This is a genomic window from Arthrobacter sp. YAF16 (assembly GCF_052113385.1).
GTDB lineage: Bacteria > Actinomycetota > Actinomycetes > Actinomycetales > Micrococcaceae > Arthrobacter.
This window is the reverse complement of record NZ_JBFRDC010000010.1, coordinates 25,907-39,149: the sequence shown is the minus strand read 5'-3', so window position 1 is coordinate 39,149 and position 13,243 is coordinate 25,907. Positions and strand designations below refer to the sequence as shown.

Sequence of the window (13,243 nt, the reverse complement as noted above, 5' to 3'; positions counted from 1 at the left end):
CCGAGATGACACTTCGCGGCAATGCCTGGGTGCAGCATTGCCGCGAAGTGTCATCTCGCGAGGGCAGTTGTCAGGGGCGTCCGGCGCGGCGGAGCGTGGCTTCGGCGTGCTTGATGATCGGACCGTCGATCATCTTGCCCTGGTACTGGAACACGCCCGTTCCGGCGGCAGCGGCGGCGCGGAGCAGTTCGGTGGCCGCGGCGACGTCGGATTCGGACGGGGCGTAGGCGTCCCGGACCACGGCCACCTGGTTCGGGTGGATGCAGGCCTTGGAGCCGAAGCCGGACGCGACGGCGTCGCGGGCCTCGGCTCCGAGGCCGTCGAGGTCGGGAATGTTGACGTAGACGGAGTCGATCGCTTCCTTGCCGAACGCGCGGGCGGCCAGCAGCACGGTGGAGCGGGCGTGCAACGCCACGGCGCGGTAGCCGCCGTCGTCGCTCCGGCTGGAGGTGCCGCCAAGTGAGGCGAGCAGGTCCTCGGCGCCCCACATCAGGCCCACCACGTTGGGTTCCGCGGCGATAGCGGCGGCGTTGACGATGCCGGCGGCCGTCTCGCACAAGGCGACCACGCTGTAGCCCTCGAGCTCTTTGAGCTGGGCGGCGCTTTCGGCCTTGGCAAGCATCACGTGCCGGTAGGGGGTGTGCTTGAGGCAGTGCAGGTCTTTTTCAAACTCCTCCGTACCGGCCGGGTTGAGCCGGATGATTGTGCGGCTGGGATCCAGTTCGGGGACGTCCCCGGCGGAGCCGAGCTGGGCGAGAATGGCGCCGCGGGCGCGCTGCTTGTCGGCCGGCGCGACGGCGTCCTCGAGGTCCACGATCACGGCATCGGAGCGCTCGGCGGCCTTTTGGTAGCGCTCGGGTCGGTCGGCGGGGCAAAACAGCAGGGCGGGGCCCATCAGGAAGCTCATGCTTCGATTGTCCCCTTTTCGGCTGCGTCTTTCTGCCCCGGTGCCTGCTGCGCCGGTTCCTGCTGTGAGGCATGCGCCTCCCGCGTCCACATCAGGCAACTGCGGGTCGCTAGGGCCACCACGACGCCGTCCTGGTTCCGGCCGGTGTGCTGCATGGTCACGATGCCCTGGCCTGGCCGGGACGAGGAGAGCCGCTTGCCGGTGACCACGGTCTCCGTGTAGAGCGTGTCCCCGTGGTACAGCGGGTGCGGGAAGGACACGTCCGTCAGTCCCAGCTGCGCGATGATGGTTCCTTGGGTCAGTTGCGGGACGGACTGCCCTACCAGGGTGGCGAGGGTGAACATGGAGTTCATCAGCCGCTGGCCGAACGGCTGTCCGGCGCTCCAGGCGGCGTCGAGGTGCAGCGCCTGGGTGTTCATGGTCATGGTGGTGAACAGGACGTTGTCCGTCTCCGTCACGGTCCGGCCGGGCCGGTGCGCGTAGAGCACGCCCTCTTCAAGTTCGTCGAAGTAGAGCCCGCGCTGTTCAATCACCCGGCGGCCGGTTCCGGACCCGGGCGCTGCATTCGTTGTCATACGGTGAGTTCCTGGTCTTCCTCGAAGAGTTCGGCGCCGGTGGCCGCGGCCACGTCCTCCGCGGTGACGTCGGGCGCCAGCTCGCGCAGCACCAGCCGGGACTTGCCGCCTTCGGTCACGACGTCGATCACGGCAAGGTCGGTGATGATCCGGTCGACGCAGCCCTTGCCGGTCAGCGGCAGGGTGCACCGTTCCACGATTTTCGGGTTGCCGTTGCGGTCCACGTGCTCCATCATCACGATCACGTTCTTGGCGCCGAAGACCAGGTCCATCGCCCCGCCCATGCCCTTGACCATCTTGCCGGGGATCATCCAGTTGGCGAGGTCCCCGTTCTGCGCCACTTCCATGGCGCCGAGCACCGCCACGTCGACGTGGCCGCCGCGGATCATGCCGAAGGATGCGGCCGAGTCGAAGAACGCGGCGCCCTTGTTGACGGTGACCGTTTCCTTGCCGGCGTTGATCAGGTCCGGGTCCACCTGGTCCTCGGCCGGGTAGGGCCCGACGCCGAGGATCCCGTTCTCCGAGTGCAGCACCACCTCGACGCCGGCCGGAATGTAGTTGGGGATCAGCGTGGGCATCCCGATGCCGAGGTTGACGTACTGGCCGTTGTGCAGCTCCTGGGCCACCCGGGCGGCCAGTTCGTTGCGCGTCCAGCCCTTGCCTTGCACGCCGGCGGGGTGTTCGACGGCGGAACGCCGGTATTCGTGCCGGACCGCTTCGGGCCTGGGCGGCGCGCCCTGCGCGTTGTTCGTCTCCACGGCTATGCTCCTGCCTTCTCGGTGGTGCTGGAGGTGGTGCTGGAGGTGGTGCGCTTTTCGATCCGTTTCTCCGCCTGCGGCGCGAGGACCACCCGCTGGACAAAGATGCCGGGGACGTGGACGTGCTCCGGGTCCAGCTCCCCCGGCTCCACGAGCTCCTCAACCTCGGCGATGGTGATCCGGCCGGCCATGGCGCAGAGCGGATTGAAGTTCATTGCGGTGGCATGGAACACCAGGTTGCCGTGCCGGTCGCCCTTCCAGGCGTGCACCAGGCCGAAGTCGGGGGTCAGTGCCTCCTCCAGCACGTAGTCGGCGCCGTGGAAGCTGCGGACTTCCTTGGCTGCGGAGGCGATAGCGACGGTCCCGTCGGCGTCGTACTTCTGCGGCAGGCCGCCGTCGGAGACCTGGGTCCCGACGCCGGCGGGCGTGTAGAAGGCCGGGATGCCGGCTCCGCCGGCGCGCAGCTTCTCGGCCAGCGTGCCCTGCGGGGTCAGGACTACTTCGAGTTCGCCGGCCAGGTATTGCCGGGCGAATTCCTTGTTCTCCCCCACGTACGAGCTGATGGTGCGGCGGATCCGGCCGTCCTTGAGCAGGATGCCGAGCCCCCAGTCGTCCACGCCGCAGTTGTTGCTCACAGTTTCCAGATCCGTCGCGCCGCTCTCATGCAGGGCGTCGATTAGCGCCACCGGGATGCCGCACAGCCCGAAGCCGCCGACGGCGAGGGAGGCGCCGTCGGGGATGTCCGCGACGGCCTCGGCGGCGCTGGCAACAACTTTGTTGATCATCGGTGACCCTTCCGGCCGGCTACAGTCCCAGTTCGCGGGCGATCAGCATCAGCTGGACCTCCGTGGTGCCCTCGCCGACTTCGAGGATCTTGGAGTCGCGGTAGTGGCGCGCCACGGTGAATTCGTTGATGAAGCCATAGCCGCCGAACACCTGGGTGGCGTCCCGCGCGTTGTCCATGGCTGCCTCGCCTGCGACCATCTTAGCGATGGCCGCCTGTGTCTTGAACGGCTTGCCGGCGAGCATCCGGGCGGCCGCGTCGTAGTAGGCCAGGCGGGCGGTGTGGGCGCGGGCTTCCATCCGGGCGATCTTGAACGCGATGGCCTGGTACTTGCCGATGTTCTGGCCGAAGGCGCTGCGCTCCTTGGCGTATTTCACCGACTGGTCCACGCAGCCCTGGGCGGCGCCGACGGCGAGGGCGGCGATCGCGATCCGGCCCTCGTCGAGGATGGAGAGGAAGTTCGCGTAGCCGCGGCCCCGGGTGCCGAGCAGGTTTTGCTCGGGGACACGGACGTTGTCGAGGGTCAGCGGGTGGGTGTCCGAGGCGTTCCAGCCGACCTTGTTGTAGGCCTTCTCCGCCGTGAAGCCGGGCGTGCCGGCGGGCACCAGGATGGTGGAGATTTCCTTCTTGATGCTTCCGTCCGGGCGTTCCTGCTGGCCGGTCACCGCGGTGACGGTGACGAGCTTGGTGATATCGGTGCCGGAGTTGGTGATGAACTCCTTGTTTCCGTTGATGACCCACTCCCCGCCCTCGAGGCGCGCGGTGGTCTTGGTGCCGCCGGCGTCGGAGCCTGCCTCGGGCTCGGTCAGGCCGAAGCCTGCGAGCGCCTTGCCGGAGGCCAGCAGCGGCAGCCATTCCTGCTTCTGCGCGTCGGTGCCGAAGCGGTGGATCGGCATGGCGCCGAGCGAGACGCCGGCCTCGAGGGTGATCGCGACCGACTGGTCCACGCGGCCGAGCTGTTCCAGGGCCAGGGCGAGGGCGAAGTAGTCCCCGCCCATGCCGCCGAACTCTTCCGGGAACGGCAGTCCGAACAGGCCCATGTCCGCCATCTGCGAGACGACCTCGTAGGGGAAGCTGTGCTCTTCGTCGTGCTTGGCGGAAACCGGGGCCACCACCTGGTCGGCGAATTCGCGGACGGTGTTGCTGAGGTCCTGGTAGTCCTCGCTGAGTTCAAAATCTGGCATGGGGGTGACTCCTGTGTCTGGTGTGGCTGTGGTGTGGTGGTGGGCGTACGGGGCTAGTCCGCCGCGCCCATCGCGATGACGGCTTCTTCGATCGTGTCTTCGGCTTTCGACGGCTCGGCGGGGTGGATGGTGGCCAGCACCTGGTCCGCCTTGACGAGGTCTCCGGTGCCGGCGCTGATGTGGACGGTGCCGTCCAGCGGCGCCACCAGCTGGTGCTCCATCTTCATGGCCTCCACCGAGAGCAGGACCTGTCCGGCTGTCACGGTCTCGCCGTTGCTGACCGAGACGGACACCACGGTGCCGGGCATCGGCGAGCGCACCGCCGGGTCGGCGGCGCCTTCCTCGCGTTCGACGGCGGCCAGCACCCGGGCGAGCCGGGCCTCGCGGCTCAGCACCTCGAGGCGGCAGGACCAGCCGTCGTTGCCGAGGAATATGTCGGTGGGCGCAGGGCTGTCCGGCCCCGGGTGGTCGGGGCCCGTGGACACCTGTGCAAGGGAAAACCGTCGGGCTTCCCCGTCGAGGGTCACCTCTGCCTGGTTGCGCCCGGCGAAACCCAACGATGCTGTGCGTTGCGGGCCGCCATTGACGCTGACCGTCGCAGTCCCCCGCCCTAGCGAGCCGGACACCTCAACGTTGGCGACTCCGCCGTCGGGCGTTCCGAGACTGATCCGGCGCGGGGCAGCTGCACCGAGCCTCCAGCCGTCACGGCGGCGCCAAGGTCCTTCCCCGGCGTCAACTGAATCGGGTTCCCGCATCGCCGCGGCGAAGACGGCGGCAGCGGCCACCTCGAAGTCGCCCGCATGCCGGAACGTGAACTCGGGCATCTTGCGTTCGATCAGGCCGGTGTCGAGGCGTCCGGCGCGGACATCGGCGTCATTGATCAGCAGCCGCAGGTACTCGACGTTGGTGTCAATGCCTAGGGCGGTGTACCCGGCGAGCGCCCGGTCCAGGGTGTCCAGGGCCTCCGCCCGGTCCCCGCCCCAGGCGATGACCTTGGAAATCATCGGGTCGTAGCTGCTGGAGATCTGGAGGCCCTCCAGCAGGGCCGAGTCGACACGGACGCGGCCCGCTGCGGCATCCGGCTCTTCGTCCAGCAGCACGACGCGTCCGATGGATGGAAGGAAGTTCTTCTCCGGTATCTCGGCGTATACCCGGGCCTCCACCGAGTGTCCGGTCAGCACGACGTCGTCCTGGCGGAGGGTGAGTTCCTCCCCGGCGGCGATCCGCACCTGCCATTCGACCAGGTCCACGCCGGTGACCATCTCGGTGACCGGGTGTTCGACCTGCAGCCGGGTGTTCATCTCCATAAAGAAGAACTCGTCCGGGGCGTTGTCCGAGACGAGGAACTCCACGGTGCCGGCGCCGCTGTAGCTGACGCTGCGTGCGGCCTGGCAGGCGGCCTCGCCAATCCGGGCACGGATGTCCGCCCCGTCGGGCAGGGTTTCGAGCAGCGGGGAGGGTGCCTCCTCGATGACCTTCTGGTGCCGGCGCTGCAGGGAGCACTCACGCTCGCCAAGGTGGATGACGTTGCCGTGGTTGTCCGCCAGCACCTGGACCTCGATGTGGCGCGGCGTGGTGACGAGCCGTTCCAGGAACAGGGTGTCGTCGCCGAAGGCACTCGCCGCCACCCGGCGGGCGGTGGCCAGCGTGGCTTCCAGGTCCTCAGGCCGGTCGACGACGTGCATCCCCTTGCCGCCGCCGCCGGCGGAGGGCTTGATCAGCAGCGGGAAGCCGACGCCGGCCGCCGCCTCGATCAGCTGCGTGTCGGTCATGCCGGGTTCGGCGATGCCCGGAACCACGGGGACGCCGTAGCCGGTGACGTGGTTCTTGGAGCGGATCTTGTCTCCCATGACGTTCAGGGATTCGACGCCGGGCCCAATGAACGTGATCCCGGCTTTTTCCAGTGCGCGGGCAAAGTCGACGTTCTCGCTCAGGAAGCCGTAGCCGGGGTGCACGGCGTCGGCGCCGGTGTCCCGGCAGGCCTGGATGATGGCCTCGATCTTGAGGTAGCTCTCGGTGGCGGCCGCGGGGCCGATCCGGACGGCGACGTCCGCCTCGCGCACGTGGCGGGCGTCGGCGTCGGCGGCGGAATAGACCGCCACGGAACGGATGCCGAGGGCCCGGAGGGTGCGGATCACTCGGCAGGCGATCTCGCCGCGGTTGGCGACGAGGACGGTGCCGAAGAGCGGCTTCCGGGGTGCTGGAAGAGAAGTAGTCGACGAAAAAGTAGTCATTGCTGGCTCACATCCGGAACAGGCCGAAGGAGGTCTCCGGCAGCGGGGTGCGGGAGACGACGTCGAGCGCCAGTCCCAGGACGGTGCGGGTGTCCGCGGGGTCGATTACGCCGTCGTCCCAGAGGCGGGCAGTGGAGTAGTAGGGGCTGCCCTGGTCCTCGTACTGGGCCTTGATGGGGGCCTTGAAGGCTTCCTCGTCCGCGGCGGACCATTCCTCGCCGCGGGCCTCGTACTGGTCCCGCTTGACGGTGGCGAGCACGCTGGAGGCCTGGTTGCCGCCCATCACCGAGATCCGGGAAGCCGGCCACATCCAGAGGAAGCGCGGCGAGTAGGCGCGGCCGCACATCGAGTAGTTGCCGGCGCCGAAGGACCCGCCGATCACCACCGTGAGTTTGGGAACCCGGGCGGTGGCGACGGCGGTGACCATCTTGGCGCCGTTCTTGGCGATGCCGCCCTGCTCGTAGTCCTTGCCGACCATGAAGCCGGAGAGGTTCTGCAGGAAGATCAGCGGGATGCCGCGCTGGTCGCAGAGTTCGATGAAGTGCGCGCCCTTGAGCGAGGACTCGCTGAAGAGCACGCCATTGTTCGCCACGATGCCTACGGGGTGGCCGTGCAGCTTCGCGAAGCCGGTGACCAGGGTGGTGCCGTAGTTCTTCTTGAATTCGTGGAAGCGGCTGCCGTCCACCAGCCGGGCGATAACCTCGCGGACGTCGTACTGCGCGTTGACGTCGGTGGGCACCGCTCCGTACAGCTCGTCCGGGTCGGCAACGGGGTCGACGACGGTGTCCACGTCCCAGACGGGGGCCGCCGGCTTCGGCAGGGTGGAGACGATGTCCCGGACAATCTGCAGGGCGTGTTCATCGTTCTCGGCGAGGTGGTCGGTGACGCCGGAGATCTTGGAGTGCACCTCGCCGCCGCCAAGTTCCTCGGCCGTGACGATCTCGCCGATCGCGGCCTTCACCAGCGGCGGGCCGCCGAGGAAGATGGTGCCCTGGTTGCGGACGATCACGGTCTCGTCGCTCATCGCGGGAACGTAGGCGCCGCCGGCGGTGCAGGAGCCCATCACCGAGGCGATCTGCGGGATCTTGGCTGCGGACATCTTGGCCTGGTTGAAGAAGATCCGGCCGAAGTGCTCCTTGTCCGGGAAGACCTCGTCCTGCTTTGGCAGGAAGGCGCCGCCGGAGTCCACGAGGTAGATGCAGGGCAGCCGGTTCTCCAGCGCGATTTCCTGCGCCCGGAGGTGCTTCTTCACCGTCATCGGATAGTAGGTGCCGCCCTTGACGGTGGCGTCGTTGGAGATGACCAGGACCTGGCGGCCGTGGACCAGGCCGATCCCGGCAATCACCCCGGCGCCCGGCGAGTCGCCGTTGTACATGCCCTCGGCCGCCAGCGGGGCGATCTCCAGGAAGGGGCTGCCGTCGTCGAGCAGCCGGTCGATCCGTTCCCGCGGGAGCAGCTTGCCGCGTGCCACGTGCCGTTGCCGGGACTTCTCCGGCCCGCCCAGCGCGACGGCGGCGAGGCGGTCCTTCAGCTCCCGGGCCAGGCCGAGCTGCGCCTCGCGGTTCGCGGCGTAGCCCGGGCTGCCCGCGTCCAGCTGGCTGGCGATTGTCTCCATTGACTGCTTTCCGTCCCCGGCCGTGCGGTGCCCGCCCCCGTGGGGCGTCCCGGCCATTTCGGTTAGTAACGCATAACTGAGATTTAGGTTAGTCTCTATTAACTGTGATGTCCAACACAGGATAGTCTCAACACAGGACAGTCGAGAGGGACGCCGGTGACCGAGTCCAGCCAGACAACCCAGCGAAGCCAGGCCAAGGAGAACCGCCGGAAGGCGCTGCTCACTGCGGCGGCCGCCCTCTTCGCAGCGGACGGCTTCAACCGCGTTTCCTTGGAGGACCTGGGCGCCGCCGCCGGGGTCAGCGGGCCCGCCGTGTACCGCCACTTCGCCGGCAAGCAGGCGGTCCTCGGGGCCCTGCTGCTCAGTGTCAGCCAGGACCTCCTGGAGGGCGGCCGCAGCGTGGTGGCCGGATCCGAGGGTGCCGCCGCGGCCCTCGCCGGGCTGGTCGAATTCCACGTGGACTTCGCGCTCAGCAACCCGGACGTCATCCGGGTCCAGGACCAGGACTTCAGCAACCTCGACGACGATGACGAGGCCGAGGTCCGCACCCTGCAGCGCAACTATGTGGAGCTCTGGGTGGACGTCCTGGCCGGGTTGCATCCGGACACCGATCCGGCTGAGCTGCGAATGCGCGCGCACGCCACCTTCGGCCTGATCAACTCCACGCCGCACTCGGTACGCAACCACGGGCGCCGGATGGCCCTCAAGCGCGCCCGGCCACTGCTCGAAAGCATGGCCCTGGCCGCCCTGACGGCGCCGGCCACACCGCGCCCGCTCGGCTGAGGGCTGGCCTCTTCCCGGCTCAACCCCGCAGCACTCCGGGGGCACATTGGCGCGGACACGCCGACAAACCAGGGCCCGCCGTCGAATATTGCCCTCAAAGTGCCCCCGGACGGCAAACGGCCGGGCTCAGTGGGATGCGGCTGGGAGGCCCAATGACTTACTGTTCGTGGCAGATCAACCCCAAGCGGAGAAGGTGCGAGTGGCAGCGTTACGCGACCCAGGCTTCTGGGGGCACGACGGCCGTGTCGGAGTAATTACCCAAGGAACGTGGGCAGATCGCCTGGTTTTGGTTTATCCGGACGCTCTGGAGACTTGGACCTTCATACCAAGCTCTACTCCGGAAGAAGAGATGCTTGATTTCTACCCGGTCACGGACCAAGCCGCTGAAGAGGTCATCACGGAACTAGGCATAGTTTGGTTGGCCCGGAACCAGCAAGAGAACCAACTTGAAAGACTGATCTTTGACCAGCGGTCTCATCTGGGCGAGGACACATCCATACGTGGAATGCTTGCTGAAGCGATCAAGCGACTCCTTGGGGGGAAACAAACAGGCGGCCCGTCGAACAGGACAGGCTATTGCCGGCACCCACGGCCAGAAGCATTGGCTGGTCAACCCGCCGCGCTCCGGGGCACATTGGCGCGGACACGCCGACAACCAGGGCCAGCCGTCGAATATTGCCCTCAAAGTGCCCCCGGACGGCAAACGGCCGGGCACCCATAGCGTGGATGCCCGGCCCCGAAGTGCCTAGACCATCGCCAGCGCCATGCCGGGATCGGCGAGGATGGCGCCCAGGTCCTGCAGGAACCGCGAGCCCTGTTCGCCGTCGACCAGCCTGTGGTCGAAGGACAGGCTCAGCGTCATGACCTGGCGCAGCGCCACCTCGTCCTGGTACTCCCACGGCATCTTCCGCACCGCGCCGAGAGCCAGGATGGCGGCCTCGCCGGGGTTGAGGATGGGCGTGCCGGCGTCGATGCCGAAGACGCCGATGTTCGTGATGGAGATGGTCCCGCCGGAGAGGTCCGCCGGGGCCGTTTTACCGGCCCGGGCGGTCTCAGTCAGCTCCGTAAGCGCGGTAGACAGCTGCAGCAGCGACATCTGGTCCGCGTCCTTGATGTTCGGCACGGTCAGCCCCCGCGGCGTGGCGGCCGCGATGCCGAGGTTGACGTAGTTGAACTGGACGATCTCCTGGTTGGCCTCGTCCCACCGGGCGTTGAGCGTCGGGTGGTTGCGCAGCGCGATCAGCACAGCCTTGGACACCAGCGTCAGCGGTGTCAGCTTGTAGCCCGCGAACGAGCGGCTGGCCTTGAGCCGGCCCAGCAGCTCCATGGTGGGAGTGACGTCGAGCGTCAGGAACTCGGTGACGTGCGGCGCCGTGAAGGCGCTGGACACCATGGCCGCCGCGGTGAATTTCCGCACGCCCTTGATCGGGGTCCGGGTTTCCCGCTCGCCCTGTACCGGTGCCGGCGCAGCGGCCTGGCCGCCGGCGAGTTCCTGGGGCGCCACCGGAAGGTCGCCGCCGCCAACGAAGTTCCGCACGTCATCGCGGGTGATGAGCCCGCGCTCCCCCGTGCCGGTGATGGCTGCGAGGTCGACGCCGAGGTCCTTGGCCAACTTGCGCACCGGCGGCGTGGAGCGCGGACGCTCTGCCGGAGTGGTGTCAGCGCCATGGGTGTCTGCCACCGGCGCGGGTTCGGCCACGGTCTGCACGGCTGCCCCGACCGGCGCGGCAGCCGGGGTTTCAGCGGGAGCTGCCACAGGAGCCGCCGGAGCTGCCGGGGCTGCCGCGGCGGCGAAGCTGCGGGCGCGGCGGGCCGGACGGCCGGAGCCTTCCAGTACGGCGCCGTAGCCGACCAGGTTCGGTTCCCGCTTGGCGGGGGCTTCCCCGGAGTCACCGCCGCCGTCGTCGCCCTCGATCTCGAAGGAGACGATCGGCTTGCCGACCTCAACCACGGTGCCCGGCTGCTCATGCAGCGCCGTCACGACGCCGGCGAACGGCGAGGGCAGTTCGACGACGGCCTTGGCTGTTTCCACCTCGGCGATGATCTGGTTAAGCGTGACGGTGTCCCCGACGCCCACCTTCCACGCGACGATTTCTGATTCCGTCAGGCCTTCGCCGAGGTCCGGAAGCCGGAATTCCTTGATCATGGTGGCGGTCATCCTTCCAGCCCGCTAAGGGAGTTGGGGCGGCCCAGGGCCCGGTCGACGCCGTCGAGGATCCTGTCCAGGCCCGGCAGGTGGTGCATTTCAAGCTTTGAATACGGGTACGGGACATCGAAGCCGGTCACCCGGACGGGCGCCGCTTCGAGGTGGTAGAAGCAGCGTTCCGTGATGCTGGCGGCCACTTCGGCGCCGAGGCCGCCGGACTGGCTGGCTTCGTGCGTGATGACCAGCCGGCCGGTCTTCCGGACCGAGGCCTCCAGGGTCGCGAAGTCCAGCGGGGCCAGCGAGCGCAGGTCGATCACCTCGACGGAGACGCCTTCATCCGCGGCAGCGAGCGCGGCGTCGCGGGCGGTCTTCACGAGCGGACCGTAGGCGACCAGCGTCACGTCGGTGCCCTCGGTGACCACGCGCGCCTTCTCCATGGACAGGGCGGCGGCGAGGTCGAGCGACTCATCGACTTCGCCCTTGTCGTGGTAGCGGCGCTTGGGCTCGAAGTAGAGCACCGGATCGTCAGAGGCGATGGCCTGCTGGATCATGGTGTGGGCGTCCTGCGGGTTGGAGACGCTGACCACGCGCAGGCCCGAGGTGTGGGTGAAGTAGGCCTCGGGCGACTCGGAATGGTGTTCCGGTGAGCCGATGCCGCCGCCGAAGGGCACGCGGATGGTGATCGGCATCTTGACCGCGCCCTGGGTGCGGTAGTGCATCTTGGCAACCTGGCTGACAATCTGGTCGAACGCCGGGTAGATGAAGCCGTCGAACTGGATTTCAACCACCGGGCGGTAGCCGCGGTAGGCGAGGCCGACGGCGGTGCCGAGGATGCCGGATTCGGCGAGCGGGGTGTCCACCACGCGGTGCTTTCCGAAGTCTTTCTGCAGGCCGTCGGTGACGCGGAAGACACCGCCAAGGGTGCCGATGTCCTCGCCCATGAGGATCACCTTGGGATCGTTTTCGAGGGACTTGCGCAGGCCCGAATTAATGGCTCGGGCAAAGGTCATCTGCGTCATCAGCGTGCACCTTCTTCGGAAGCGGCCTCTGCGGGATCGCCGAAGGAAGCCAGGTAACGGGTGTAGTGGTCCTGCTGGCGCTCCAGCGAGGAGTTGGGCGTGCTGTACACGTGCTTGAAGATGTCCAGCGGCGCCGGTTCCGGCATGTTGATGGTGCCGGAGCGCAGTTCCTTGGCGACGGCGTCGGCTTTGGCGGCGACGGCGGTTTCCAGCTCGGCGGTCAGCAGGCCCTTACGGTCGAGCAGGGTCTTCAGCCTGGCGATCGGGTCCTTCGCGGCCCAGTCCTCGAGCTCGTTGGCGTCCCGGTAGCGGGTGGGGTCATCCGCCGTCGTGTGCGGTCCCATCCGGTAGGTGACGGCCTCAATGAAGGTGGGTCCCCCGCCGCGGCGGGCACGGTCGATGGCGATCCTTGTGGCGGCCATGACGGCCAGCACGTCGTTGCCGTCGACGCGCATGCTCGGGATGCCGAAGCCGGAGGCGCGGTCCGCGATCTGGATGTGGGATTGCAGCATTACGGGCTCGGAGATGGCCCAGTGGTTGTTCTGGCAGAAGAAGACCACGGGGGCCTGGAAGCTCGCCGCGAAGACCATGGCCTCGTTGACGTCGCCTTCGCTGGTGGCGCCGTCGCCGAAGTAGGCCACGGCCACCGAATCAGCGCCGTCGTTCTGGATCCCCATGGCGTACCCGGTGGCGTGCAGCGACTGGGCGCCGATGATGATTTGCTGCGTCGCCACGTTCACCGTGTAGGGATCCCAGCCGGCCAGGGCGTTGCCGCGCCAGGCTTTCACGATGTCCGCCGGCTGGACCCCGCGGACATAGGCGACGCCGTTGTCACGGTAGCTGGGGAAGACGAAGTCGTCGTCGCGGAGCGCACGTGCCGAGCCGATCTGGGATGCTTCCTGGCCCAGCAGCGGAGGCCACAGGGCGAGCTCGCCCTGGCGCTGCAAGGCGGTGGCCTCGGCGTCGATCCGGCGGATGGCCACCATGTCCTCGTAGAGCGAGGTGAGTTGTTCGTCGCTCACGTCCTGGACCCAGGAGTCGAACTCCGGATGGCTTACGCGCTCACCTCCCGGGGTGATGAGCTGGACGAGATCGCCGCCCGAGCGCCTGTTTGATTCTGCACTGTTCCCGGGGCCGCCGGCGGCAATGCCGCCCTTGCCCGCGTCGTCGGTAAACACAGTTTGTCCGCACCTTCTGACGTCGTCTGACCCTGCCCGCGGGACTCGTGATCCCTACGC

The 13,243-nt window shown here is 68.0% G+C and carries 11 protein-coding genes; 1 reads left to right on the top strand and 10 read right to left on the bottom strand.

What is annotated here, in order from left to right:
- Nucleotides 1-70 precede the first annotated feature (70 nt).
- Genes AB4Y91_RS15595 through AB4Y91_RS15565 form a run of 7 tightly spaced genes read right to left on the bottom strand, consistent with a single transcriptional unit; the run spans nt 71 to nt 8,057 of the window.
- Nucleotides 71-907 carry an HpcH/HpaI aldolase/citrate lyase family protein gene (locus AB4Y91_RS15595; RefSeq protein ID WP_441419338.1) on the bottom strand — a complete coding sequence of 279 codons (837 nt, stop codon included), beginning with the start codon at nt 905-907 and terminating at the stop codon, nt 71-73.
- Nucleotides 904-1,482 (bottom strand): MaoC family dehydratase, encoded by a 579-nt coding sequence (locus AB4Y91_RS15590; RefSeq protein WP_441419337.1) that lies wholly within the window; start codon nt 1,480-1,482, stop codon nt 904-906. The genes AB4Y91_RS15595 and AB4Y91_RS15590 overlap by 4 nt, the downstream gene beginning before the upstream one ends.
- On the bottom strand, nt 1,479-2,240 hold the full coding sequence (locus tag AB4Y91_RS15585; protein WP_441419336.1) for a CoA transferase subunit B: 762 nt from the start codon (nt 2,238-2,240) through the stop codon (nt 1,479-1,481). Before AB4Y91_RS15585 ends, AB4Y91_RS15590 begins: the two co-directional genes overlap by 4 nt.
- A gap of 2 nt (nt 2,241-2,242) precedes the next feature.
- The gene (locus AB4Y91_RS15580; RefSeq protein ID WP_441419335.1) at nt 2,243-3,025 is read right to left on the bottom strand and encodes a CoA transferase subunit A; all 783 of its coding nucleotides are present in this window, start codon (nt 3,023-3,025) and stop codon (nt 2,243-2,245) included.
- A 19-nt stretch (nt 3,026-3,044) separates the two neighbouring features.
- The gene (locus AB4Y91_RS15575) at nt 3,045-4,208 is read right to left on the bottom strand and encodes an acyl-CoA dehydrogenase family protein (RefSeq protein ID WP_441419334.1); all 1,164 of its coding nucleotides are present in this window, start codon (nt 4,206-4,208) and stop codon (nt 3,045-3,047) included.
- Between the two features lie 53 nt (nt 4,209-4,261).
- The gene (locus AB4Y91_RS15570; RefSeq protein WP_441419333.1) at nt 4,262-6,442 is read right to left on the bottom strand and encodes an ATP-binding protein; all 2,181 of its coding nucleotides are present in this window, start codon (nt 6,440-6,442) and stop codon (nt 4,262-4,264) included.
- 7 nt (nt 6,443-6,449) lie between these two features.
- Nucleotides 6,450-8,057 (bottom strand): carboxyl transferase domain-containing protein, encoded by a 1,608-nt coding sequence (locus AB4Y91_RS15565; protein ID WP_441419332.1) that lies wholly within the window; start codon nt 8,055-8,057, stop codon nt 6,450-6,452.
- 156 nt (nt 8,058-8,213) lie between these two features.
- Here AB4Y91_RS15565 and AB4Y91_RS15560 point away from each other — a divergent pair, with 156 nt between their 5' ends.
- On the top strand, nt 8,214-8,840 hold the full coding sequence (locus AB4Y91_RS15560; RefSeq protein WP_441419331.1) for an SACE_7040 family transcriptional regulator: 627 nt from the start codon (nt 8,214-8,216) through the stop codon (nt 8,838-8,840).
- 745 nt (nt 8,841-9,585) lie between these two features.
- On the opposite strand, the gene AB4Y91_RS15555 is transcribed toward AB4Y91_RS15560, so the two are convergent.
- The 3 genes from AB4Y91_RS15555 to pdhA are packed head-to-tail and all read right to left on the bottom strand — an operon-like array spanning nt 9,586 to nt 13,183.
- Entirely contained in the window at nt 9,586-10,998 is a 1,413-nt protein-coding gene (locus AB4Y91_RS15555) for a dihydrolipoamide acetyltransferase family protein (RefSeq protein WP_441419330.1), read from the bottom strand.
- Complete coding sequence (locus tag AB4Y91_RS15550; RefSeq protein WP_441419329.1) at nt 10,995-12,005, bottom strand: alpha-ketoacid dehydrogenase subunit beta; 1,011 nt, start codon at nt 12,003-12,005, stop codon at nt 10,995-10,997. Before AB4Y91_RS15550 ends, AB4Y91_RS15555 begins: the two co-directional genes overlap by 4 nt.
- Entirely contained in the window at nt 12,005-13,183 is a 1,179-nt protein-coding gene (gene pdhA / locus AB4Y91_RS15545; RefSeq protein WP_441419328.1) for a pyruvate dehydrogenase (acetyl-transferring) E1 component subunit alpha, read from the bottom strand. The genes AB4Y91_RS15550 and pdhA overlap by 1 nt, the downstream gene beginning before the upstream one ends.
- Nucleotides 13,184-13,243: the final 60 nt, after the last annotated feature.